Source organism: Streptomyces nanhaiensis, assembly GCF_046614825.1.
Lineage (GTDB): Bacteria > Actinomycetota > Actinomycetes > Streptomycetales > Streptomycetaceae > Streptomyces > Streptomyces radiopugnans.
In genome coordinates this window covers 15,388-38,556 of record NZ_JBKJFM010000012.1, presented here as the reverse complement: position 1 = coordinate 38,556, position 23,169 = coordinate 15,388, and the positions used below count along the sequence as shown (strand labels likewise).

The following is a 23,169-nucleotide window of genomic DNA, read 5'->3' as shown; positions in this document are numbered from 1 at the left end:
CGGCGGCACACCCCCGTCCTCCCGAAGGGCCGTGGTCGCGTACGCCGCCGGGACGGCCGGGGCGCAGGCAGCACCACCGGCGGGAGGACGCTGATGGCACGGCAGGAACGCGGGATCCGGACTCGCAGGGAAGTACTGGAGGCGGCGGCGGAGGTGTTCGCCGAGCGTGGCTACGCCGCGGCCACCATCTCCGAGATCCTCTCGCGGGCGGGGGTGACCAAGGGGGCGCTGTACTTCCACTTCGCCTCGAAGGAGGAGCTGCTGCGCGGGGTGCTCGAGGAGCAGTTCACGGAGAAGGACATCGTGCCGCGGGAGTCCAAGCTCCAGGAGTGGGTGGACGTGGGCATGGCGCTGGCGCACCGCCTGCCCCGCGAGCCGCTGCTGCGGGCCGGTGCCCGGCTGATGTCGGACCCGAAGCTGCAGGAGCTGTTCGGCAGGGGCCCGCAGGTCTCGTGGGTCGGGCTGACGCACCGGCTGCTGGCCCAGGCCGGGGAGCGGGGCGAGCTGCTGCCGCACGTGGTGCCGGGGGAGACGGCGCAGTTCGTCGTCAACGCCTGGAACGGGGTGCAGCTGGGCTCGCAGATAGCCGCGGACTGGACGGACCTGGAGAAGCAGGTGTCGGTGCTCTTCCGGCACGTGCTGCCGGCCGTCGCGGTGCCCGGGGTGCTGCTCCGGATCGACACCGCCCCCGACCGCGGGGAGCGGGTGGTCGCCGAGGTCGAGAGGCTGCCGGCACCCGCGTGACCGGTGCGGGCGGGACGGCGGGCGGGGGAGGCGGCCGGTGATCCTGCTCACCGGAGCGAGCGGCACGGTCGGCCGGGAGACGGCCCGGCTGCTCACCGCGGACGGACACCGCGTACGGCTGCTGACCCGCGACCCCGCGCGCCTGCCGGAACCGGGCCCCCTGGCCGAGACGGCGGTGGGCGACTTCGGCGACCCCGGGGCGGTGCGGGCGGCGATGTCCGGCGTCCGCGCGGTGCTGGTCGTCACCAGCGACCCGCTGAACCCCGGGCACGACGCCGCGCTTGTGCGCGCGGCCCGGCAGGCGGGAGTGCGGCGCCTGGTCAAGCTCTCCGCGCTCGCGGTCACCGACCCGGAGGCCGACGACCTGATCACCCGCTGGCAGCGGGAGGCGGAGGAGACCGTGCGCGCCTCCGGGCTGGAGTACACCCTGCTGCGGCCGCGCGCGTTCATGTCCAACACCCTCGCGTGGGCCGCGGACGTCAGACGCTCGGGCACGGTCCGCCTCTGGCCGGCCGACGCCCCCTCGGCGTGCGTGGACCCGCTGGACGTCGCCGCGGTCGCGGCCCGGGCGCTGACCGGGCCCGGACACGCCGGACGCGCCTACGCGCTGACCGGGCCGCGGCCCCTGACCGCCCGGCAGCAGGTCCAGGTCCTCGCCCGTGAGCTGGGACGTCCCCTGACCGTCGAGGAGTCGTCGCGGGAGGAGCTGCTGCGGCGGTTGCGCGGACGGTTTCCGGAGCCCCTGGCCGAGGCGCTGGCCGAGATGGCGGCACGGAGACTGGGAGGGGCCGGCGCCCGGGTGGACCCGACCGTGGAGCGGTTGCTGGGAAGGCCCGCGCGAAGCTACCGGCAGTGGGTCCGTGAGCACTCCTCGTCGTTCCTCTGACCGCCGCCGTGGCCGTCCCCGCGCCCGGAGGGAGGGAGATCGCCGTCGGCGTGCAGGCGCCGGGCGCAGCCCTCCTCGGCCAGGGAGGGCAGGATCATCCCCCAGACCTGGGTGAGCCACTCGCGGGGGGACTCCTCGTGCCGCTGCGCGTCGTAGGCGTCGCGCACCAGTGCCAGGGCGAGCCGGACGACGGTCCTGACCACGAGGCCGGAGCGCAGGCTGCGGTCGGCCGCGGCGTGCTGGACGGCGTCACGGAAGACGTCGCACCAGACGGCCATGCAGTGCACCGCCGGGTCGTGCGGGGTGCCGCGCTCCACGGCCAGACGCATGCTCGCGCGGGTCACGGGGTCCTCGGCGAGCTGCTCGGCCGCCGAGTGGGTCATGTCGATGACGGTCTGGAGTGCGGGGACGTTCCGCCCCTTCAACGCCTCCAGCCGGGCGCGCGAGGAGGCGCAGGCCAGGATCTGGACGTTGTCGGCCAGGGCCGACTTGCTGGAGAAGTGGAAGGAGAGCGCGCCCCGGCTGACGGAGGCCGCCTCGCTGATCCCCGCCAGCGTGGTGCGGTCGTAGCCGAGGCGGTCGAAGACGGTGGCGGCGGCCATGAGCAGAGCCTTCCTGGTGCGCTCCGCCCTCTCCTGCATGAGGTCTACCTCCGCTTCCGGTGTGCCCGTGCGGTGCTCACCCAAGGTTGCGGCGAGCCACCACAGCGTAAAAACAGCGCGTTTGGTATGTCAACTTCGCCGACAACCCCAGGTGGAGTTCGCCGACGCGGTGAAGTTGGCATATGATCTTGGAATTTCCTCTTGAAAAACCGTCTGGGCGGTTTGGTAATGTGTCGGGGTGTCGCCGCAGACGGGCTCCCGATCGCACACCAGTGCCCATGGGGCGAGTGGGCGGGCCGCCGGTCCGCCGACTGCCCGTCCCCGGGGATCGAACAGGGGGATAGCCATGCATGTACTCGTAGTCGAGGACGAGGCGGGCGTCGCCGAGTCCCTGATCCGCGGCCTCCGCCGTCATGGTTACGAAGCGTTCGGTGCCGACACCGGAGCCCGCGCGCTGGAGGCCTACCGCAGCGCGGACCTGGTGCTGCTGGACCTCGACCTGCCGGACATGGACGGGCTGGACGTGTGCCGCCGCATCCGCTCCGCGTCCGACACCCCGATCATCGCCTTCACCGACCGCGCGACCGAACTCGACCGGGTGCTGGGGCTCCAGGCGGGCTCGGACGACTGCCTGGGCAAGCCGTTCGGCTTACGGGAGCTGATGGCCCGGATGGACGCGGTCATGCGGCGCGCCCGGCCGCGGGAGCGGACCGAGGGGCGCTGCATCTCCCACGGGCCGCTGCGGATCGACGCGGCCGCCCGGGAGGTCCGGCTCGACGGAAGGCTCATCGAGGTCACCCGCAAGGAGTTCGACCTCCTGTACCACCTCGCCTCCCATCCCGGCATGGTCATCTCGCGCGCGCAGTTGATGGCCGAGATATGGGGCGACCCGGTCGGCCCGCATCTCGGCACCCGGGCGAGCCGCACCATCGACACGCATGTGAGCACCCTGCGCAGCAAGCTCGGCAACAGGGACTGGATCCGCACCGTGCGAGGGGTCGGCTTCCGGTTCGGCCACGGATGAGGGGCCGCCGCGCCGGGGAGGACTGAAGAACGCCGGAGGGCGGTGCCGTGAGGCACCGCCCTCCGGCGTGGCCGGGGCCGTGCGCAGGATCACCTCCCGGACCCCGCACGGCCCCGGAGGGCCTCGCGCACCTCGGCCTCGTCGTAGTACGTACGGCCGCCGCGGCGGTGGCGGGACCAGCGCCGCTCACTGGCCAGGCGGTAGACGCTGCCGGACGGCACGCCCCACAGCCTGGAGATCTCGTCGGCGGTCAGCCAGGCCGTCCGGCCCGCCGGAGGCCCCGGCCGGCCGCGGCGCACGTGCCTTCCCAGGCGGGTCCACTCGCTCCCGGCCCACCGGTGGTCCGGATGGGCGTCGCAGCGGATCTCCGCCCTCGCCTCCGGTGCCTCCGGCCTGAGCGTGGCGACGAGCGTCCCGCGGCAGTCCGGCTCCGCGCAGCGGCCGACGCGCACCCGGCGCACCGGATCGGGGTCGGCCAGGCGGCCCGCCCGGCGGACCAGCCGCGCGACCTCCTCGGTGAGGTCGCCCACCGCGCAGTGGGCGGACAGCCAGCCCAGATGCCGGGTCAGGAACGCGGCCAGGTCGGGCACCGCGCGCCGCGGCGGTGCCGTCCCGCGCTCCTCGGCGACCAGCGAAGCCCAGGAACCGAGGACTCCGAGCATGGCCGAACGGACCTCGAAGGCCGCGGTGTTGAAGGGCATGCCGGGCAGGTGCCCCCCGGAGGTCCGCTCCCGCGGCCCGGTGCGGCCGCCGCCCAGGACGCGGCCGCAGGCGTCGTACAGCCGGGGGATCCGGCGCAGGTCCGCGGCGAGCCGGTCGTGGCACACCGCGCACAGCCGTCCGCCGGCCGGGGTCCGCCGCCCCGCCGTCCCGTTCCCGCCGCGGGAGCGGCACCCGGCGCCCACGCAGAGATCGACCTTCTCCACCGTTCTCCCTCTCCTTCGCGGTTCCTCGGACTCCCGGTTCTCCTTGGAACCGGTGCGTGTCCCGTGGACACGCGAACACTAGGAGCGCGGTGGCGGCCGGGCCCAGTGGCGTCACAGATATTTGTATTTCTCTTGAATGCGCGGAGACTGCGGCGATCCGGGCCGGATTCCGTGGACCAAGGTGTTTTCCTCCGGTCTTTCGCGCGGCCCGCCACCGGTTCACCGAAGGGCCGCAGAGCCTGCGCCGGGAGGCTTGTCGGTGCCTGCCGGCCGAGGAACTCCGCATTGCTCGACGGGAATCCCGGAACGATCAATTCCGTTCTCCTGCGGAGGAGGAAGCGGCCCGTCATCACGCACCCGATCAGGTGTGACCTGCGGCACAGTGAGGGTCGGCATCCTGCCGTTTAACTTTTCCCTGACGTTCTTCTGTGTTTCTTTTGAAGAGATCGGCTTGACTCGGGAAGGCGCCGCGAAGAAACTCCTGAATAGCCTCCGGTGAGTTGCGCGCAAGCCCCACCCGTTGAACTCCCGACGCTTACTGGGCGGTCCGCGGGAGTTCCGGACGAATCCCGCGGTCATTCCCCCGCCGCTCTCCCGGCTATTCGCCCGAGTGGCGCCGGCGGCCTTCCGGCGAGGCTCCCCCGCACCTTCCGGGAACCGCGCCGGACCCCGTTCCGCGTGGCCTTCCCCGCCCGGCAGCCCTCCACTCCCCGGACGCTCAGCGTCGAGGTCCTGCCCGTTCCGAACCCATCGAGGAGAGGCACATGGATGCTTCGGTCATCGTCGCCGGCGCCGGCCCGGCCGGACTCATGCTCGCCGCCGAACTGCGTATCGCGGGGGCCGACGTCATCGTCGTCGAGCGCCTCCCCGAACGCACCGGTGAGTCCCGGGGCCTGGGCTTCACCGCCCGCACCATGGAGGTCTTCGACCAGCGGGGCCTGCTGCCGCGCTTCGGCGAGGTGGAGACCAGCAACGTGGGGCACTTCGGCGGCCTTCCGGTGGACTTCGGGGTCCTGGAGGGCGCCCACCAGGCGGCCAAGACCATTCCGCAGTCGGTGACCGAGACCATCCTCGAGCAGTGGGCGGCCGAACTCGGCGCGGACATCCGCCGCGAGCACGAACTGCTCTCCCTGCGCGAGGACGGCGAGGGCGTGGAGATCGAGGTCAGCACACCCGAGGGGAGGCGGACACTGCGCGCCTCCTACCTCGTGGGCTGCGACGGCGGGCGCAGCACGGTCCGCAAGGCCGCCGGCTTCGACTTCCCCGGCACCGCGGCCACGATGGAGATGTACCTCGCCGACCTCCGCGGCGTCGAACTCGAACCGCGCATGATCGGCGAGACCGTGCCCGGCGGCATGGTGATGGTCGGCCCCCTCCCCGGCGGCATCACCCGGATCATCGTCTGCGAGCGGGGCAACCCGCCCCAGCGGCGCACCGAGCCGCCCGCCTTCCAGGAGGTCGCCGACGCCTGGAAGCGGCTCACCGGCATCGACATCTCGCACGCCGAGCCGGTGTGGGTCAGCGCCTTCGGCGACGCCACCCGCCAGGTCACCGAGTACCGCCGCGGCCGGGTCCTCCTCGCCGGCGACGCCGCGCACATCCACCTCCCGGCCGGCGGCCAGGGAATGAACACCAGCATCCAGGACTCGGTCAACCTGGGCTGGAAACTGGGGGCCGTCGTCCGCGGCACCGCGCCGGAGACGCTGCTGGACACCTACCACGGCGAGCGCCACCCGGTGGGGCGGCGCCTGCTGATGAACACCCGGGCCCAGGGCCTGCTGTTCCTCAGCGGCGAGGAGATGCAGCCGCTGCGCGAGGTGTTCTCCGAGCTGATCCGGTACGAGGAGGTCAGCCGCCACCTGGCCGCCATGGTCAGTGGGCTGGAGATCCACTACGACGTCGGCAGCGGCACCCACCCCCTGCTGGGCCTGCGGATGCCCCGCCTGGAACTGTCCGCGGACGGCCGCCGCACCAGCAGCACCGAACTGCTGCACCGGGGACGCGGCGTGCTGCTCGACCTGGAGGACAACGCCGTACTGCGCCGCCGGGCCGCGGGGTGGACCGACCGGATCGAGGTCGTGACCGCCGCTCCGGCCGGCGCCGCTCCCGGCGGTCCCCTGGAGGGCACCGCGGCGGTGCTGGTGCGCCCCGACGGCCATGTCGCCTGGGCCGCCCCCGGCAGCCACCACGACCTGCCCACGGCCCTGGAGCGCTGGTTCGGACCCGCCCGGTGAGCCGCCGCACGCGCACCTCCCGGACCTCGTCCCACCAGGCCCTCCACGCCTGACAAGGAGAAGGGAAACAATGCACAGCACGCTGATCGTGGCCCGCATGGAGCCGGGCTCGGCCCAGGACGTGGCCCGGCTCTTCGCGGATTTCGACGCCACCGACATGCCGCACCGCATGGGGACCCGGCGCCGCCAGCTCTTCTCGTACCGGGGGCTGTACTTCCACCTCCAGGACTTCGACTCCGAGGACGGCGGCGAGCGGATCGAGAAGGCCAGGACGGACCCGCGGTTCGTCGGCATCAGCGAGGACCTCAAGCCGTTCATCACGGCCTACGACCCGGCCACCTGGCGCTCCCCGTCCGACGCGATGGCCGAGCGCTTCTACCACTGGAGCACGCTGTGACCGGGCGGCGCGTGGTGATCACCGGCATCGGCGTCACCGCCCCCGGCGGGGTGGGCACCAAGAACTTCTGGCACCTGCTCTCCGAGGGCCGGACGGCGACGCGCCGGATCAGCTTCTTCGACCCCTCCCCCTTCCGCTCCCAGGTCGCGGCCGAGATCGACTTCGACCCCGGCCTGCACGGGCTGAGCCCCCAGGAGGTCCGGCGCATGGACCGGGCCGCGCAGCTCGCCGTGGTCACCGCCCGGGAGGCGGTGGAGGACAGCGGGGTGGAACTCGGCGACGCCGACCCCCACCGCGTCGGGGTGACCATCGGCAGCGCGGTCGGCGCGACCACCGGCCTCGACTGGGAGTACCGCGCCGTCAGCGACGGCGGACGGCTGGACCTGGTCGACCACGCCTACGCGGTGCCGCACCTGTACAACTACTTCGTCCCCAGCTCCTTCTCGGCCGAGGTCGCCTGGGCGGTGGGCGCGGAGGGGCCCAACACGGTGGTCTCCACCGGCTGTACCTCCGGACTCGACGCGGTCGGGTACGCCACCGAGCTGATCCGCGAGGGCACCGCCGACGTGATGGTCGCGGGCGCCACCGACGCCCCGATCTCGCCGATCACCGTGGCCTGCTTCGACGCGATCAAGGCGACCACGCCGCGCAACGACGACCCCGAGCACGCCTCCCGCCCCTTCGACGGCACCCGCAACGGCTTCGTCCTGGGCGAGGGCTCGGCCGTCTTCGTGCTGGAGGAGCTGGAGAGCGCCCGGCGGCGCGGGGCCCACGTGTACGCCGAGATCGCGGGCTACGCCTCCCGGTGCAACGCCTTCCACATGACCGGACTGCGCCCCGACGGGCGGGAGATGGCCGAGGCCATCCGCGTCGCCCTGGACGAGGCCCGGCTCGCACCCGAGGACATCGACTACGTCAACGCGCACGGCTCGGGAACCAAGCAGAACGACCGGCACGAGACCGCCGCCTTCAAGAAGAGCCTGGGAGAGCACGCGTACGCCGTTCCCGTCAGCTCCATCAAGTCGATGGTCGGACACTCGCTGGGCGCGATCGGCTCGATCGAGATCGCCGCCTGCGCGCTGGCCATGGAGTACGGCGTCGTGCCCCCCACGGCCAACCTGCACACCCCCGACCCCGAGTGCGACCTCGACTACGTGCCCCTGACCGCGCGGGACTGGAAGACCGACGCCGTGCTGTCGGTGGGCAGCGGCTTCGGCGGATTCCAGAGCGCGATGGTGCTCGCCCGACCCGAGAGGAGTGGCGCATGACCGGCAGCGCGTCCGGGGCCGGCGCCCGCAGGACCGTCGTCACCGGCCTGGGCATCGCGGCCCCCACCGGCCTGGGCGTGGAGAACTACTGGAACGCGACCCGCGAGGGCGTGCACGGGATCGGCCGCCTGACCCGGTTCGACCCCTCGCGGTACCCGGCCCGGCTCGCCGGTGAGATCCGCGACTTCGTCGCAGAGGAGCACCTGCCCGGCCGGCTGATCCCGCAGACCGACCGGATGACCCGGATCGCCCTGGTGAGCGCCGACTGCGCCTTCGCCGACGCGGGCGTACAGCCGAGCGACCTGCCCGAGTACGAGATGGGCGTGGTCACCGCCAGTTCCTCGGGCGGCTTCGAGTTCGGCCAGGGCGAGCTGCGGAACCTGTGGAGCAAGGGCGGCCAGTACGTCAGCGCGTACCAGTCCTTCGCCTGGTTCTACGCTGTCAACAGCGGTCAGATCTCCATCCGCAACGGGATGCGCGGCCCCAGCGGGGTGGTCGTCAGCGACCAGGCCGGCGGCCTCGACGCGATCGCCCAGGCCCGCCGCCAGATCCGCAGGGGCACCCGGCTGATCGTCTCCGGCGGCATCGACGCCTCGCTCTGCCCCTGGGGCTGGGTCGCCATGCTCGCCGGCGGGCGGCTGAGCACCCGCGAGGACCCCGAGCGGGCCTACCTGCCCTTCGACGCCGACGCGTGCGGGCACGTGCCCGGCGAGGGCGGGGCGCTGCTGGTCGTGGAGGACGCCGAGAGCGCCCTGGAGCGCCGGGCGCCCCGGATCTACGGCGAGATCGCCGGATACGGCTCCACCTTCGACCCCCGTCCCGGCGGCGGGCGGTCGCGGGGGCCGGGGCTGCAGAAGGCGATCGAACTGGCGCTGGAGGACGCGGGCGCGCAGCCCGGGGAGATCGGCGCCGTCTTCGCCGACGCCGCCGCCGTCCCCGAGCTCGACCGCGTCGAGGCGGAGGCCCTCACCAAGGTCTTCGGACCGCGCGGCGTCCCGGTCACCGCCCCCAAGACGACGACCGGACGGCTGTACTCCGGCGCCGCCTCGCTGGACGTGGCCACCGCCCTGCTGGCGATACGCGACGGGGTCATCCCTCCGACCCCCCACGTCACGCTCGCCGACGCGTACGACATCGACCTGGTCACCGCGGAGGAGCGGCCGGCCGAGGGGCTGCGCTCGGCCCTGGTGCTGGCCCGCGGCCACGGCGGCTTCAACTCCGCGCTGATCGTGCGGGCTTTCGACCGCTGACGTCGGCAAGCCCACCACCGCAACCACACGAGAGGAAGAACATGGCTGCTACGCGTTTCACCGTCGAGGACCTCAGGAGGATCCTGCGCGAGGGGGCCGGCGCCGACGAGAGCGTCGACCTCGACGGCGACATCCTGGACACCGACTTCGAGGAACTCGGCTACGAATCGCTCGCCCTGCTGGAGACCGGCGGCCGCATCGAGCGGGAGTACGGCATCAGGCTCGACGACTCCGCGCTGACCGACGCGCGCACGCCGCGCGCCCTGATAGAGCTCGTCAACAGCCAGCTGGCGCCCGCGCCGGTCGCCTGAGGCCGCGACCCGACCCCTCCCCCTCCGGTGTGCGCACCGCCCCACCCGTCGGTGCGCACCCACCGCTGCCGCCGCGCCGCACCGGCGCGGCGGCAGCGCCCTGAGCGCCCTGAGCGCCCGGGCTTTCCCAACGACCGCCCCGAACAGCCCTCCCGGAAGGAAGACATGACACAGCAGGAACCGAGGGTCGCCGTCGTCACCGGTGCCACCAGCGGCATCGGACTTGCCACCGCGCGGCTGCTGGCCCGCCGCGACCACCGGGTGTTCGTCTGCGCCCGCAGCGAGCAGAACGTCACCGAAACCGTCAAGGAGCTCCAGGCCGAGGGCCTGGACGTGGACGGAGCCCCGTGCGACGTCCGCTCCGCGCAGGATGTCCGGGACTTCGTGCGGGCGGCCGTGGACCGGTACGGCACGGTGGACGTGCTGGTGAACAACGCCGGCCGCTCCGGCGGCGGGGTCACCGCCGACATACCCGACGAACTGTGGTTCGACGTCATCGACACCAACCTCAACAGCGTCTTCCGGATGACGCGCGAGGTGCTGAACACCGGCGGCATGCGGAGGAAGGACCGCGGCCGCATCATCAACATCGCCTCCACCGCGGGAAAGCAGGGCGTCGTGCTGGGCGCCCCCTACTCGGCCTCCAAGCACGGCGTCGTCGGCTTCACCAAGGCCCTGGGCAACGAGCTCGCCCCGACCGGGATCACCGTCAACGCCGTGTGCCCCGGCTACGTGGAGACCCCGATGGCCCAGCGGGTCCGCAAGGGCTACGCCGAGGCGTACGACACCACCGAGGAGAAGATCCTGGAGAAGTTCCAGGCCAAGATCCCGCTCGGCCGCTACTCCACGCCCGAGGAGGTCGCCGGGCTCGTCGGCTACCTGGCCTCCGACACGGCCGCGTCCATCACCGCCCAGGCGCTGAACGTCTGCGGCGGGCTCGGCAACTTCTGACCGCGGGCCCGGCCCGCTGACCCGAACCGGAGAGGGGAGAGCACACCATGACCCGCGAGGTCGAGCACGAGATCACGATCGGGGCCCCGGCGGCCGAGGTGTACCGGCTGATCGCCGAGGTGGAGAACTGGCCCCGGATCTTCCCCCCGACCGTCCACGTCGACCGCGTCGGGAACGGCCCGGCCGGCGGTCCGGCCGATGACGCGGACGGCGTGACCGAGGAGCGCATCCGCATCTGGGCCACCGCCAACGGCGAGGCCAAGAGCTGGACTTCCCGCCGCACCCTGGACCCGCGGGCGCGGACCGTCACCTTCCGCCAGGAGGTCTCCGCGCCTCCGGTGGCGTCCATGGGCGGCACGTGGATCATCGAGCCGCTCGACGCGGCCTCCTGCCGCGTGCGGCTGCTGCACGACTACCGGGCAGTCGGCGACGATCCGGAGAAGCTGGAGTGGATCGACCGGGCGGTGGACCGCAACAGCCGCTCGGAGCTGGCCGCGCTGAAGAGGAACGTGGAACTGGCGACCGGCGCGGCCGAGCTGTCCCTGTCCTTCCAGGACAGCGTCGAGATCAACGGATCCGCCAAGGACGCCTACGACTTCGTCAACGAGGCCGGCCTGTGGAAGGAGCGGCTGCCGCACGTGGCCGAGGTCTCGCTGACCGAGGACTCCCCGGGCCTGCAGGTGCTGCGGATGGACACCATCGCCAAGGACGGCTCGACCCACACCACCGAGTCCGTCCGGGTCTGCTTCCCGCACCACAGGATCGTCTACAAGCAGACCACCCTCCCGGCGCTGATGGCACTGCACACCGGCTACTGGCTGTTCGAGGAGGGCCCCTCCGGCGTCACCACCGCCACCTCCCAGCACACGGTGGTCCTCAACACCGCCAACATCGCGAAGGTGCTGGGCGAGGACGCCGGGGTGCTGGAGGCGCGCGACTTCGTCCGCAGCGCGCTGAGCACCAACAGCCGGGCCACCCTTGGCTACGCCAAGGAGTACGCGGAAGCGCGGCGCTGAGCGGTGTCCACCCGGTTCGACACCGCGCTGGACACCGATGTCGTGGTCGTCGGGGCCGGGCCCGTGGGCCTGCTGCTCGCCTTCGAGCTGCGCACCGGCGGGGCCCGGGTGACCGTGCTGGAACAGCTCGCCGAGCCGACCACCGAGTCCCGGGCGTCCACCCTGCACGCCCGGACCATGGAACTGCTCGCCGAACGGGGCCTGCTGGAGGAACTGGGGCCGCCCGCCCCCGGCGGCCCCGGGCACTTCGGCGGCATTCCGCTGGACCTGACCGCGGCCGATCCCGGCCACCCGTACGCCGGGCAGTGGAAGGTGCCGCAGACCCGTGTCGAGGCGGTCCTGCGGCGGCGGGCCGGCGCACTCGGCGCCGAAACGCGGCGCGGCCACCGGGTGACCGGGCTCGCCGACCGGGGGAGCCACGTCGAGGTCGAGGCCGAGGGGCCCGGCGGGACGCCGGTGCGGCTGCGCTGCGCCTACGTCGTCGGCTGCGACGGCGAGCGCAGCACCGTACGGCGGCTCGCGGGCTTCGACTTCCCCGGCACCGAGGCCACCAGGGAGCTGCTGCGGGCGGACGTCACCGGCATCGAGGTGCCCGGCCGGCGCTTCGAGCGCCTCCCCGCCGGGATGGCCGTCGCAGCCCGCCTCCCGAGCGGGGTCACCCGGATCATGGTCCACGAGTACGGGCGCGCGCCGGTGCGCCGCACCGGGGCACCGGACTTCGCCGAGGTCGTCGACGCCTGGCGCCGGGTCACCGGCGAGGACGTGTCCGGCGGCACACCGGTGTGGGTCAACGCCTTCGGCGACGCCCGCCGCCAGGTGACCCGCTACCGGCAGGGCCGGGTGCTGCTCGCCGGGGACGCCGCACACGTCCAGATGCCGGTCGGCGGCCAGGCGCTCAACCTCGGCCTCCAGGACGCCGCCGACCTCGGCTGGAAGCTCGCCGCCCAGTTCGGGGACCGGCCCGACGAGGCGCTGCTGGACTCGTACCACGCCACCCGCCACCCGGTCGGGCGGCGGGTGCTGGCCAACATCGGGGCCCAGGCACGGCTGCTGCTGGGCGGGCCGGAGGTGGAGCCGCTGCGCGCCGTCCTCGGCGAGCTGATGGAGAAGCCCCCGGTGCGGCGCCATCTGGCCGCCATGATCAGCGGTCTGGACACCCCGCGCTCCGACCGCCCCGCGCCCGCGCCCGCGCCCGGGAACCACACCACCACGCGAAGGAGGAACACCATGGAGAGGCTCACGGGCAGGACCGCCCTCGTCACGGGCTCCAGCCGCGGGATCGGCAGGGCGATCGCGCTGCGGCTGGCGCGGGAGGGCGCGCTGGTGGCCGTGCACTGCTCGACGGCCCGGGAGGCGGCCGACGAGGTCGTCGCGTCGATCGAGAAGGACGGCGGCCGGGCCTTCGCCGTCCAGGCGGAACTGGGCGTCCCCGGCGACGTCCACGAGCTGTTCCTCCAGTTGGAGGAGGGACTGAAGGAGCGCACCGGCGGCACCGGGCTGGACATCCTGGTCAACAACGCCGGCGTGATGGGCGGTGTCGCCCCCGAGGAGGTCACCCCCGAGCAGTTCGACCGGCTCTACGCGGTCAACGCCAGGGCGCCGTTCTTCATCGTGCAGCGCGCGCTGAAGAACATGTCCTCCGGCGGGCGCATCATCAACATCTCCTCCGGCCTGACCCGTTTCGCCAATCCGCAGGAGATCGCGTACGCGATGACCAAGGGCGCCGTCGACCAGCTCACCCTGCACTACGCCAAGCACCTGGGCCCCCGCGGCATCACCGTCAACAGCGTGGGCCCCGGCATCACGAACAACGGCACCCCGGTCTTCGACATCCCCGAGGCCGTGGAGCAGATGGCGGCGCTGTCGGTGTTCAACCGGGTGGGCGAGCCGCAGGACATCGCCGACGTGGTGGCGTTCCTGGCCGGCGACGACGCCCGCTGGATCACCGGCTCCTACCTCGACGCCAGCGGCGGCACGCTGCTGGGCGGCTGAGGCGCCGCGGGACTCCGGCGCCCGCCCCCGCCGGGCGCCGGTGCCGGGCCGGCCGCGGAACCGCCGATCCCCCGTCCGCGGCCGGCCGGCGGCCTCCGCCCGCCCACGTCCCCGTACGCCCCGCTCCTCCACCACCCCCGACCCCCTCGACTGCCCGGCGGTGCGACCGACATGACAGCGACCTCACCCTCCCCGCCATCCCCGCCCCCCGCCGCCGCGGGCTCCGGCCCGCGGCGGTGGGCCCTGCTCCTGGTGCTCGCCGGGAACATGCTCATCGACGCCCTGGAGGTGTCGGTGGTGCTCGTGGCGCTGCCGGCCATCGGGGCCGGTCTCGGCCTGTCACTGTGGACCGTGCAGTGGACGATGAGCGGCTTCGCCCTCGGCTTCGGCGCCCTGCTGCTCCTGGGACCCCGGATCACCGCGCGCTGGGGGCGGCGTCCGGTATACCTCGCCGCGCTGCTCGTCTTCGCCGCCGCGTCCGCGGCCGGCTACCTGGCCGACAGCGCGGCCGTGCTGATCGCCACCCGCGTCGTCAAGGGCGTGTGCGCGGCGCTCACGGCCCCGACCGGACTGGCCATCATCACCGTCGCCTTCCGGGAGGGACCGGAGCAGCGCCGCGCGGTGTCGGTCTACTCCCTCTTCGGCGCGGCCGGCTTCACCGTGGGGCTGCTGCTCTCCGGCGCCCTCACCGAGGTGGACTGGCGCTGGACGCTGCTGTTCCCCGCCCCGGCGGCGCTGGTGCTGCTGGTGGCCGGGGCGCGGCTCATCCCCCGGGACCCGCCCCGCCGCGACCGGCTCCCCGCCCCCGCGCCGTGGGCGCCCGCCCTGCTTCGCGACGGCACCCTGCTGCGCTCGGCGGCCGGTGCGGCGGCCCTCAACGGCACGTATCTGGGCCTGCTGCTGCTGAGCACCTTCGAACTGCAGACGGAGTGGGGCTGGTCGCCGTGGTGGACTGCCCTGGCCTTCCTGCCCGCCTGCCTGCCCCCGGCGCTGACGGCCCTGCACGCGGGCCGGGTGGCCGGGCGCTTCGGCACGGCCCGGCTGATCGCCGCAGGCGCCCTGGCGGCGGTCACCGGGTACGGGCTGCGCCTGGTCTCGCCCGCGCCGGACTCCTACGCCACCGGGCTGCTGCCGACGCTGCTGCTGGTCGGCGCCGCCTTCGCGCTCTCCTTCGCGCCCCTGAACATGCAGGCCACCTCCGCCCTGCCGCCCGCCTCCCGCGGAGCGGCCGTCGCCCTCTACCAGGCCGCCGTCCAGACCGGCGCGGTGGTGACGCTGTGCCTGGTCGCGGCCCTGCACGGCGCCTTAGGCGACCGTCCCGCGCTGCTGCTCGTCACCGCGATCGGCTCCCTGGGCGCCCTCGTCGCGCTCACGGGGCTGCGCGGACCCGGCGGGCGCGGACCCGGCGGGTGGCCGGGGAAGGGGGACGCGCTCGTCACCTCCGGCGGTCCGCGGTGAGCCCGCCGCGGCCACCGGAACCTGGACGGCTCGACCTGTGGCTGCTGCGCCAGCCGTGGACCCGGCTGCCGGGCGACCCGCTGGTGGTCTCGGAGCTCGACGAGGGGGAGCTGGCCCGCGCCGACTCCTTCGTACGGCCGCACGACCGGCTGCTGTACCTGTCGGCGCACATCGCACTGCGGCGGCTGCTGGCGGCCTACCTGCGGACACGGCCGCGGGACGTCCGCCTCGTCCGGGAGCCCTGCCCCGGCTGCGGCGGGCCGCACGGCCGCCCGGCCGTCGCCGGCGAGCCGCCCCCGCTGCACTTCTCCCTCTCCCACAGCCACGGGCTGGCGCTCTTCGGCGTGGCCGCGGAGCCGGTCGGGGTGGACGTGGAGAAGCTGCCGGCGCAGGAGACGGTCCGGCTGTGCGGTCCGGTGCTCCACCCGGCCGAGCGGGAGGAGCTCGCACGGCTGGAACCGCGCGAGCGCCCGCGGGCCTTCGCACGGCTGTGGACACGCAAGGAGGCCTATCTCAAGGGCATCGGCACCGGACTCGGCCGCGGCCTGTCCGCCGACTACCTGGGCGAGTACGGCGGACCGGACGCACCCAGCGGTCCGGCGGGCTGGACGGTGCGCAACGTGCCCTGCGGCTCCAGCCACGTCCGCCACGTGGCCGCCGCGGCCGTCCGCGGCACGGCGGTGCGGCGCACCACCGTCCGCTGGCTGCCCGCCGACTGCCTGTACGCCCAGGACACCACAGGACTCATCGACGGAAGGGAGCCCCCGCAGTGGACCGAACAGCCCCCGTCCTCCACGGACACGGATCCCAGCGGCGGACGGGAACGGGCGCCGGCGCAGCCGAGCGGTGGCCCGGCCCGGTCGACGCCCGTCTGACGGAGGAGCACTCGTCATGATGCAGGAGCGGCTGGAGGAACTCGGCGCCATCCGTGAGCAGGTCCGGCGCGGTCCGAGCGAGCGGGCCACCGAGGCCCAGCACGCCAAGGGCAAGCTGACCGCGCGTGAGCGGATCGAACTGCTGCTGGACGAGGGGTCGTTCCAGGAGGTGGAGCCGCTGCGGCGGCACCGCGCCACCGGCTTCGGCCTGGAGGACCGCAAGCCGTACACCGACGGGGTGGTCACCGGCTGGGGGACGGTCGAGGGCCGCACCGTCTTCGTCTACGCCCACGACTTCCGGATCTTCGGCGGGGCGCTGGGCGAGGCCCACGCACAGAAGATCCACAAGATCATGGACATGGCCATCGCGGCCGGTGCGCCGCTGGTCTCCCTCAACGACGGGGCCGGCGCCCGCATCCAGGAGGGCGTGGTGGCGCTGGCCGGCTACGGCGGCATCTTCCAGCGCAACACCAAGGCGTCCGGCGTCATCCCGCAGATCTCGGTGATGCTGGGTCCGTGCGCGGGCGGGGCTGCCTACTCCCCGGCGCTGACCGACTTCGTGTTCATGGTCCGCGAGACCTCGCAGATGTTCATCACCGGCCCCGACGTGGTCAAGGCCGTCACCGGGGAGGAGATCACCCACGACGGGCTGGGCGGGGCGGACGTGCATGCCGCGACCTCCGGGGTGGCGCACTTCGCCTACGACGACGAGGCCACCTGCCTGGAGGAGGTCCGCTACCTGCTCTCCCTGCTGCCGCAGAACAACCGCGAGCTGCCGCCCGCCGAGGAGTCCGGGGACTCGCCCGACCGGCGGACCGACGCCCTGTACGACCTGGTGCCGGCCGACGGCAACCGCCCCTACGACATGCGGGCGGTGATCGAGGAGATCGTCGACGACGGGGAGATGCTGGAGGTCCACGAGCGCTGGGCCACCAACATCATCTGCGCGCTGGCCCGGCTGGACGGGCAGGTGGTGGGCGTGGTGGCCAACCAGCCCCAGCATCTGGCCGGGGTGCTGGACATCCACGCCTCGGAGAAGGCCGCCCGCTTCGTGCAGATGTGCGACGCGTTCAACATCCCCATCGTCACCCTGCTGGACGTGCCCGGCTTCCTGCCGGGGGTGGACCAGGAGCACGGCGGGATCATCCGCCACGGGGCGAAGCTGCTGTACGCGTACTGCAACGCCACCGTGCCGCGGATCTCGCTGGTGCTGCGCAAGGCCTACGGGGGCGCGTACATCGTGATGGACTCCCAGTCCATCGGCGCGGACCTGACCTACGCCTGGCCGACCAACGAGATCGCGGTGATGGGCGCCGAGGGCGCGGCGGGCGTGATCTTCCGGCGGGAGATCGCCGCCGCCGACGACCCCGAGGCGGTGCGGCGGCAGCGCATCAAGGAGTACCGGTCCGAGCTGATGCACCCCTACTACGCGGCCGAGCGCGGCCTGGTCGACGACGTCATCGACCCCGCCGACACCCGCGGTGTCCTCATCGGCGCCCTGGCCATGCTCCGCGCCAAGCACGCCGACCTGCCGCGCCGCAAGCACGGCAACCCGCCCCAGTGACGACGACAGCGGGGGAGGAGACAACGATGACCACCGCCGAACGGACCGCCCTCCTGCGGGTGACCCGGGGGAACCCCGGCGCGGAGGAACTGGCCGCCCTCACCGCGGTCCTGCTCTCCCGCACGGCCGCCGCCGGTGCCGAGCCGGACGACGTCTCCCGGAGCCGGCGGGCGGTGGCCCGCTGGTCGCGGCCGGAGCGCGAGCCGGGGTTCGAGGGGGCGCGCACCTGGCGGGCCCCGAACGGCTGAATTCCACATACAACTCTTCGTCAAATTCGTTGCGGCCCGCGGAACCCCCGATGAGGATTTCCCCAGACGTGGTTTCCGTGTGCCGCCACCCGTTCGGACACGGCGCGGCCGGGTTCTTCCGGCCGCGCCGCGTCCGGGAAGGTGAACAGCCGAAACAGGAGGAAACGTGCTCTCGTCCACCACGGCCGCCGGGGCGGAGGAAACGGCACTCAGGGACCAGGTCCGCATGCTCGCCGACCGATCGGAAATCACCGCGCTCCTCGACCGGTACGTCGTTCTCCTGGACACCCAGGACGAGAACGGCTTCGACGAGACGTGGCCGCGCCGCATCTTCACCGAGGACGTCCGGCTGGTCTTCCCCATCGGTGAGCACCACGGGCTGGACGGCCTGTCGGAGTTCCACTACCGGGCCAAGCGGAAGTTCGTCCGCACCCACCACCTCGCGTCCAACTACCTCGTCGACCTGGACGGGGACCGGGCGGCCTTCCGCTTCCAGATGATCTCCACTCATGTGCACCCGGGGGAGAAGCCTCTGTTCGAGGTGGGGGGCCACTACGAGGGGGAGGCCGTGCGGACGGGCGAGGGCTGGCGCATCCGGCGGTGGACGTACCACGTGGCGTGGTCCACGGGCCCAGGACCGTCGTAGGCCCGGGTGCTGACACCCGGTCCCGAGCGAGCCCATCCCGGACGGGCCCCGCCCCGGACGGGCCACCCGACACGACGAGGTTGACCTCTGATGAACACGACTGCCCCCGAACGCGCCGGGCGGCGCGAGTGGACCGGGCTCGCGGTACTGGTCCTGCCGACCCTGCTGGTCTCGATGGACCTGACCGTCCTGCACCTGGCGGTGCCCGTGCTCAGCGCGGACCTGCGGCCGACGGGCACCCAGCTGCTGTGGATCACCGACATCTACGGCTTCCTGATCGCCGGATGGCTGATCACGATGGGAGCGCTCGGGGACCGGATCGGCCGCCGCAGGCTGCTGCTGACTGGAGGCGCCGCCTTCGGAGCCGCGTCGGTCCTCGCGGCCATGTCCGACAGCGCCGAGATGCTCATCGCGACCCGCGGCCTGCTGGGCGTGGCGGGCGCGACGCTCATGCCCTCCACGCTCTCGCTGATCCGGCACATGTTCCAGGACCCGGCCCAGCGCACCTTCGCCGTCAGCACCTGGATGACCACCTTCATGGTGGGTGGCGCCATCGGCCCGCTGGTCGGCGGCGCGCTGCTGGAGAAGTTCTGGTGGGGCTCGGTGTTCCTGCTGGGCGTGCCGGTGATGCTGCTGCTGCTCGTCCTCGGGCCGGCCCTGCTGCCCGAGTACCGCGCCCCCGGGGCGGGCCGCCTCGACGTGGTCAGCGTGCTGCTGTCCCTGGTGTCGGTGCTGACGGCGGTCTACGGCGTCAAGCGGCTGGCCGAGCACGGCGCGGACTGGGCGGCCGGGGCGGCCGTCCTCACCGGTCTCGCAGTCGGCGCGGTCTTCCTCCGGCGCCAGCGGATGCTGCGCGACCCGCTCATCGATCTGCGGCTGTTCTCGGAGCGGACCTTCTCGGCGGCCCTGTCCACCCAGACCCTGGGGGTCTTCGCGATGGCGGGGACCCAGTTCTTCATCATCCAGTACCTCCAGCTCGTGGAGGGTCTCTCCCCGCTGCAGGCCGGGCTGTGGACGCTTCCGTCGACCGCCGCCGGCATCGTCGGGGCGATGCTCGCGCCCGCGGTCGTACGGAAGGTGCGCCCCGCGTACGCCATGGGCGCGGGCCTTCTCCTGGCCGCCCTGGGCTTCGTCGCGATGACCCGGGTGGCCGGGGACTCCGGACTCGCGGTGCTGGTGGCCGGGTTCGTCGTCACCTCCTTCGGGCTCGGTCCGACGATGACCCTGACCACGGACATGATCATCGGCTCCGCGCCGCCGGAGCGGGCCGGCGCGGCCTCGGCGATCTCCGAGACCGGCAGCGAGTTCGGCCTGGCGATGGGACTGGCCGTCATCGGCAGCGCGGGCACCGCCGTGTACCGGGCCGAGGCGGCCGACGCCGTTCCCGGCGGGGTTCCCGCCGACGCTGCCGAGGCCGCGCGGGACACGCTCGGCGGCGCGGTCGACGTCGCCGGCGGGCTGCCCGCGGGCCTCGCCGCCCGGCTGCTGGACGGGGCGCGGGAGGCGTTCACCAGCGCACTGCACACGACGGCCGCCCTGAGCTGCGCCGTCACACTCGCCCTGGTGGTGCTCGTGATGACCCTGCTGCGCCGCACCCCGGCCGGCGCCGGGCCGCAGGAGCACGGCGAGGCCTCGGAGAAGAACCACGACGACAGTGACGACGTCCCCGGGCGGCGCGAGGAGAGCGTGCCGGAGAAGCGGGACACGATCTGACGGAGGCACCGCACGGATGACCGCACCGCCCCTGGACGCAGTGCGCCGCTGCCACGGCGTCCTCAACGCACTTCACTCCACCGTCTACTTCACCCCGTACCTGGACAAGGAGCTGGCCGCGTACGGGATCGACGACCCCATGGCCGCCTACCTGGCCGGCCGGGCCGCGCCCATGGGGCCGGTCGGCGCCGGACCGGTCACCGCGACCTTCTACAGCTTCCACCACGACCTCGTCGCCCGGCACGTGCCGCGGGTGTGGGACCTCGCCGCGCCGGAGACCGTGTGGGCCGCCCGGCTGCGCGCGGCCGACGCCACGCTGCGCCGGGCGCTCGGGGACCGGGCCGTGGACGGCCCGGAGGTGGCCGAGGCGGCGGAGCTCGCCCTGCGGGCCGCCGAGGGATGCCGCAGGCCCGGACGCCCGCTCTACGCCGCCCACGCGGACCGGCCCGTCCCCGGCGAGCCACACCTCGCCCTCTGGTACGCCGCGACCCTGCTGCGGGAGCACCGCGGCGACGGGCACGTGGCGGCGCTGGACGGTGCCGGACTCGACGGGCTGGAGGCCCTGGTCTCCCACAGCGCGAGCGGGGAGGGCATGCCCAAGGAGATCGTGATGACCAAGCGGGGCTGGACCGAGGAGGACTGGGCCGCCGCCGAGGAACGCCTGCGCGGCCGGGGGCTGATGGCCGCCGACGGGACGCTGACCCCCCAGGGGCGCCGGCTGCGCCGGGACCTGGAGGAGACGACGGACCGGATGGACCTGGCCCCGTACGAGCGGCTCGGCGCGCGGGACACCGGCCGTCTCACGGAGCTGGCCGACGGCCTGGTCGGCGAGGCCGCGAGGTCGGGAGTCTTTCCTCCCGTCCTGCTGGGCTTCTTCACCGGCCGGGACCACACGGACAAGCACTCGGGCGGCGGGACGGGCGGCGGCACGGGGAACGACGCGGAGGGGACACCCCGATGAAGGTGCTGTTCACGATCATGCCGGCCCCGGCGCACCTGTACCCGATCGTGCCGATCGCCTGGGCGCTGCAGTGCGCGGGGCACGAGGTGCGCGTCGCCTCGCACCCAGGCATCGCGGACGCCGTCGTCGCCACCGGTCTCACGGCGGTGCCCCTCGGCCCGGAGGTGGACCTGGCGGCGTCGGTGCGGGCAGCCGCCGACAACCCCGAACTGGAGCGCATAACCAGGGCGCTGGCGCTCGACCCGGCCGACCACAACCTCCGCACAGCGCTGCGGTACTACCTGATGGCCCCGTTCGCGAACTACTACCGGTCCGGGGCGCCCGGACCGGAGGAGCGGCCGATGGTGGACGCCCTGGCCGACTTCACCCGCGCCTGGCGGCCGGACCTGGTGCTGTGGGACCCGCTGTTCTTCCCCGCGCCCGTCGCCGCCCGCGCCTGCGGCGCCGCGCACGCCCGGCTCCTGTGGGGACTGGACCACTTCGGCTGGGCCAGGACGCGGTTCGCGGAACGTCTGGGCCTGCCGGACACCGAGCCGCACGAGGACCTGATGGCCGCCATGATGCGGCCCACCCTGGAGCGGTTCGGCCAGGACTTCGCGGAGGAGCTGCTGGTCGGCCAGTGGACGGTGGACCCGACACCGCAGCGTCTGCGGCTGCCGGCCGACCTGCGCTACGTACCGGTGCGCTGGGTGCCCTACAACGGCGCCGCGGCCGTTCCGCCGTGGCTGCGCGAGCGGCCGGAGCGGCCCCGGGTGTGCCTGACGCTGGGGGTGAGCGGCAGGAAGTTCTTCGCCGACGACGACGTCCCGGTGGCCGGACTGCTGGACGCGGTGGCCGGCCTGGACATCGAACTGGTGGCGACCCTGGACCGGGACCAGCTCGCCGCCTCCCGGGTAGAGGTCCCGGCCAACGTCCGCACGGTCGACTACCTGCCGCTCAACCTGCTGCTGCCCACCTGCTCGGCGATCGTCCACCACGGTGGCGCCGGCACCTTCGTGGCCGCGGCGGCCCACCGGGTTCCGCAGCTCATCGTCCCCAAGCAGGGCGGCGACTTCGTGGACCACGCCCGCTACGCGGAGGAGCTCGGCGCGGGGATCGCAGTGGAGCGCGAGGGGCTGACGGGAGCCGGGCTTGCCAAGCAGATGATGCGGCTGGTCGAGGAGCCCGCCTTCCGGCGGGGTGCCGAGGCCCTGTACGCCGACATGCTGGCCGCGCCGGGCCCGGACGGTCTCGTCCCGGTCCTGGAGAAGCTCACCGAGGAGCACCGCGGCCGCGGCTGACCCCGGCTCCGGAGCCGCGGCGCGCGGAAAGCGCGCGGAGCCCGGGCCCGCCGCTCCGGACACGGCGCACCGCCGCACCGGCGGGCCGGCGGGCCGCCGTGTCCGGAGCGGGCACGCCGGAACCCGACACCCCACAGCCCCACACCCCACAGCCCCACAACCCACAGCCTCGCAGCCCCACAACCCACAGGAGGAACAGCCGTGCCGGAGAACCCCGTCAAGCTCGCCGTGATCATCGGCAGCGTGCGAGGTGGACGTTTCGGCCCCACGGTGGCGCGCTGGTTCGCCGGCCAGGCGGAGCGGCACGGGGACGTGAGCGTCGACGTCATCGACCTGCTCGACCACCCGCTGCCCCTGCGGATGCCGCCCTTCGGCGAGGAGCCCGACCCGGAGACCCGTCAGGTGCGCGAGCGGCTGTCGGCCAGGCTCGCCGCCGCCGACGCCTTCGTCGTGGTCACCCCCGAGTACAACCACACCACCTCGCCCGCCCTGACCAACGCCATCGACTGGTTCATGGAGGAGTGGACGGCCAAACCGGTCGGCCTCGTCTCCTACGGGGGCATGGGCGGCGGCCTGCGGGCCGCCGAGCACCTGCGCCAGGTGTTCGCCGAGGTGCACGCCATGACCGTCAGGGAGATGCTCAGCTTCCACAACGCCTGGGACGCCTTCGGAGAGGACGGGACGACGGCCCCGGAGGGCAGCGAGGGCGCCGCCAAGGCGCTGCTCGACCAGCTCGTGTGGTGGGCCAACGCCCTCCGCGAGGCCCGCGAGAAGGTTCCGTACCGGCGCTGACGCCGGGCCGAGACCGGGCGGTACGGGGTTC

The 23,169-nt window shown here is 73.6% G+C and carries 22 protein-coding genes; 20 read left to right on the top strand and 2 right to left on the bottom strand.

Features of this window, described 5'->3' with window-relative positions; translation table 11 throughout:
• Positions 1-93: 93 nt before the first annotated feature.
• Together ACLIYP_RS05930 and ACLIYP_RS05925 are read left to right on the top strand one after the other, a co-directional pair.
• Positions 94-744, top strand: coding sequence for a ScbR family autoregulator-binding transcription factor (locus ACLIYP_RS05930; RefSeq protein WP_412712091.1), 651 nt, complete (start codon positions 94-96; stop codon positions 742-744).
• A 37-nt stretch (positions 745-781) separates the two neighbouring features.
• Positions 782-1,630 (top strand): NAD(P)H-binding protein, encoded by an 849-nt coding sequence (locus ACLIYP_RS05925; protein ID WP_412712090.1) that lies wholly within the window; start codon positions 782-784, stop codon positions 1,628-1,630.
• On the opposite strand, the gene ACLIYP_RS05920 is transcribed toward ACLIYP_RS05925, so the two are convergent.
• Entirely contained in the window at positions 1,588-2,271 is a 684-nt protein-coding gene (locus ACLIYP_RS05920) for a ScbR family autoregulator-binding transcription factor (protein ID WP_412712089.1), read from the bottom strand. The genes ACLIYP_RS05925 and ACLIYP_RS05920 overlap by 43 nt on opposite strands.
• 307 nt (positions 2,272-2,578) lie before the next feature.
• Between ACLIYP_RS05920 and ACLIYP_RS05915 the strand changes: the two genes are divergently transcribed.
• A complete protein-coding gene (locus ACLIYP_RS05915; protein WP_412712088.1) occupies positions 2,579-3,256 on the top strand; it encodes a response regulator transcription factor in 678 nt (225 codons plus the stop codon).
• A gap of 89 nt (positions 3,257-3,345) precedes the next feature.
• Here ACLIYP_RS05915 and ACLIYP_RS05910 read toward each other — a convergent pair whose 3' ends face one another.
• Positions 3,346-4,182 (bottom strand): helix-turn-helix domain-containing protein, encoded by an 837-nt coding sequence (locus ACLIYP_RS05910; protein ID WP_412712087.1) that lies wholly within the window; start codon positions 4,180-4,182, stop codon positions 3,346-3,348.
• Positions 4,183-4,946: 764 nt separating this feature from the next.
• Between ACLIYP_RS05910 and ACLIYP_RS05905 the strand changes: the two genes are divergently transcribed.
• The 17 genes from ACLIYP_RS05905 to ACLIYP_RS05825 all read left to right on the top strand — a co-directional run bounded on the left by ACLIYP_RS05905 (position 4,947) and on the right by ACLIYP_RS05825 (position 23,138).
• The gene (locus tag ACLIYP_RS05905; protein ID WP_412712086.1) at positions 4,947-6,416 is read left to right on the top strand and encodes an FAD-dependent monooxygenase; all 1,470 of its coding nucleotides are present in this window, start codon (positions 4,947-4,949) and stop codon (positions 6,414-6,416) included.
• Positions 6,417-6,486: 70 nt separating this feature from the next.
• Positions 6,487-6,813, top strand: a complete 327-nt coding sequence (locus ACLIYP_RS05900) for a TcmI family type II polyketide cyclase (protein ID WP_412712085.1) — start codon at positions 6,487-6,489, stop codon at positions 6,811-6,813.
• The gene (locus tag ACLIYP_RS05895; RefSeq protein ID WP_412712084.1) at positions 6,810-8,081 is read left to right on the top strand and encodes a beta-ketoacyl-[acyl-carrier-protein] synthase family protein; all 1,272 of its coding nucleotides are present in this window, start codon (positions 6,810-6,812) and stop codon (positions 8,079-8,081) included. Before ACLIYP_RS05900 ends, ACLIYP_RS05895 begins: the two co-directional genes overlap by 4 nt.
• Positions 8,078-9,331 carry a ketosynthase chain-length factor gene (locus ACLIYP_RS05890; protein WP_412712083.1) on the top strand — a complete coding sequence of 418 codons (1,254 nt, stop codon included), beginning with the start codon at positions 8,078-8,080 and terminating at the stop codon, positions 9,329-9,331. Before ACLIYP_RS05895 ends, ACLIYP_RS05890 begins: the two co-directional genes overlap by 4 nt.
• A 41-nt stretch (positions 9,332-9,372) precedes the next feature.
• Positions 9,373-9,642, top strand: a complete 270-nt coding sequence (locus ACLIYP_RS05885) for an acyl carrier protein (protein WP_412712082.1) — start codon at positions 9,373-9,375, stop codon at positions 9,640-9,642.
• A gap of 165 nt (positions 9,643-9,807) precedes the next feature.
• The gene (fabG, locus tag ACLIYP_RS05880) at positions 9,808-10,593 is read left to right on the top strand and encodes a 3-oxoacyl-ACP reductase FabG (protein WP_412712081.1); all 786 of its coding nucleotides are present in this window, start codon (positions 9,808-9,810) and stop codon (positions 10,591-10,593) included.
• 47 nt (positions 10,594-10,640) lie between these two features.
• Positions 10,641-11,609: an aromatase/cyclase gene (locus tag ACLIYP_RS05875; RefSeq protein ID WP_412712080.1), complete on the top strand. Its 969-nt coding sequence runs from the start codon at positions 10,641-10,643 to the stop codon at positions 11,607-11,609.
• A gap of 3 nt (positions 11,610-11,612) precedes the next feature.
• On the top strand, positions 11,613-13,601 hold the full coding sequence (locus ACLIYP_RS05870; protein WP_412712079.1) for an SDR family oxidoreductase: 1,989 nt from the start codon (positions 11,613-11,615) through the stop codon (positions 13,599-13,601).
• Between the two features lie 171 nt (positions 13,602-13,772).
• Positions 13,773-15,059, top strand: coding sequence for an MFS transporter (locus ACLIYP_RS05865; RefSeq protein WP_412712078.1), 1,287 nt, complete (start codon positions 13,773-13,775; stop codon positions 15,057-15,059).
• On the top strand, positions 15,056-15,934 hold the full coding sequence (locus tag ACLIYP_RS05860; RefSeq protein WP_412712077.1) for a 4'-phosphopantetheinyl transferase family protein: 879 nt from the start codon (positions 15,056-15,058) through the stop codon (positions 15,932-15,934). The genes ACLIYP_RS05865 and ACLIYP_RS05860 overlap by 4 nt, the downstream gene beginning before the upstream one ends.
• 16 nt (positions 15,935-15,950) lie before the next feature.
• The gene (locus ACLIYP_RS05855; RefSeq protein ID WP_412712076.1) at positions 15,951-17,498 is read left to right on the top strand and encodes an acyl-CoA carboxylase subunit beta; all 1,548 of its coding nucleotides are present in this window, start codon (positions 15,951-15,953) and stop codon (positions 17,496-17,498) included.
• Positions 17,499-17,524: 26 nt separating this feature from the next.
• Positions 17,525-17,746: an acyl-CoA carboxylase subunit epsilon gene (locus ACLIYP_RS05850; RefSeq protein ID WP_412712075.1), complete on the top strand. Its 222-nt coding sequence runs from the start codon at positions 17,525-17,527 to the stop codon at positions 17,744-17,746.
• Positions 17,747-17,912: 166 nt separating this feature from the next.
• Positions 17,913-18,392: a nuclear transport factor 2 family protein gene (locus ACLIYP_RS05845; RefSeq protein ID WP_412712074.1), complete on the top strand. Its 480-nt coding sequence runs from the start codon at positions 17,913-17,915 to the stop codon at positions 18,390-18,392.
• Between the two features lie 90 nt (positions 18,393-18,482).
• Positions 18,483-20,105, top strand: a complete 1,623-nt coding sequence (locus ACLIYP_RS05840) for an MFS transporter (RefSeq protein WP_412712073.1) — start codon at positions 18,483-18,485, stop codon at positions 20,103-20,105.
• 16 nt (positions 20,106-20,121) lie between these two features.
• Complete coding sequence (locus ACLIYP_RS05835) at positions 20,122-21,066, top strand: SCO6745 family protein (RefSeq protein WP_412712072.1); 945 nt, start codon at positions 20,122-20,124, stop codon at positions 21,064-21,066.
• Entirely contained in the window at positions 21,063-22,346 is a 1,284-nt protein-coding gene (locus ACLIYP_RS05830) for an activator-dependent family glycosyltransferase (RefSeq protein ID WP_412712071.1), read from the top strand. The genes ACLIYP_RS05835 and ACLIYP_RS05830 overlap by 4 nt, the downstream gene beginning before the upstream one ends.
• A gap of 201 nt (positions 22,347-22,547) precedes the next feature.
• Positions 22,548-23,138, top strand: a complete 591-nt coding sequence (locus ACLIYP_RS05825) for an NADPH-dependent FMN reductase (RefSeq protein ID WP_412712070.1) — start codon at positions 22,548-22,550, stop codon at positions 23,136-23,138.
• Positions 23,139-23,169 lie beyond the last annotated feature (31 nt).

Coding starts and splice junctions, on each gene's coding strand:
- ACLIYP_RS05905 (WP_412712086.1), top strand. CDS start 4,947: ATGGATGCTTCGGTCATCGTCGCCGGCGCCGGCCCGGCCGGACTCATG.
- ACLIYP_RS05850 (WP_412712075.1), top strand. CDS start 17,525: ATGACCACCGCCGAACGGACCGCCCTCCTGCGGGTGACCCGGGGGAAC.
- ACLIYP_RS05865 (WP_412712078.1), top strand. CDS start 13,773: ATGACAGCGACCTCACCCTCCCCGCCATCCCCGCCCCCCGCCGCCGCG.
- ACLIYP_RS05930 (WP_412712091.1), top strand. CDS start 94: ATGGCACGGCAGGAACGCGGGATCCGGACTCGCAGGGAAGTACTGGAG.
- ACLIYP_RS05830 (WP_412712071.1), top strand. CDS start 21,063: ATGAAGGTGCTGTTCACGATCATGCCGGCCCCGGCGCACCTGTACCCG.
- ACLIYP_RS05890 (WP_412712083.1), top strand. CDS start 8,078: ATGACCGGCAGCGCGTCCGGGGCCGGCGCCCGCAGGACCGTCGTCACC.
- ACLIYP_RS05840 (WP_412712073.1), top strand. CDS start 18,483: ATGAACACGACTGCCCCCGAACGCGCCGGGCGGCGCGAGTGGACCGGG.
- ACLIYP_RS05915 (WP_412712088.1), top strand. CDS start 2,579: ATGCATGTACTCGTAGTCGAGGACGAGGCGGGCGTCGCCGAGTCCCTG.
- ACLIYP_RS05885 (WP_412712082.1), top strand. CDS start 9,373: ATGGCTGCTACGCGTTTCACCGTCGAGGACCTCAGGAGGATCCTGCGC.
- fabG (WP_412712081.1), top strand. CDS start 9,808: ATGACACAGCAGGAACCGAGGGTCGCCGTCGTCACCGGTGCCACCAGC.
- ACLIYP_RS05875 (WP_412712080.1), top strand. CDS start 10,641: ATGACCCGCGAGGTCGAGCACGAGATCACGATCGGGGCCCCGGCGGCC.
- ACLIYP_RS05920 (WP_412712089.1), bottom strand. CDS start 2,271: ATGCAGGAGAGGGCGGAGCGCACCAGGAAGGCTCTGCTCATGGCCGCC.
- ACLIYP_RS05835 (WP_412712072.1), top strand. CDS start 20,122: ATGACCGCACCGCCCCTGGACGCAGTGCGCCGCTGCCACGGCGTCCTC.
- ACLIYP_RS05900 (WP_412712085.1), top strand. CDS start 6,487: ATGCACAGCACGCTGATCGTGGCCCGCATGGAGCCGGGCTCGGCCCAG.
- ACLIYP_RS05855 (WP_412712076.1), top strand. CDS start 15,951: ATGATGCAGGAGCGGCTGGAGGAACTCGGCGCCATCCGTGAGCAGGTC.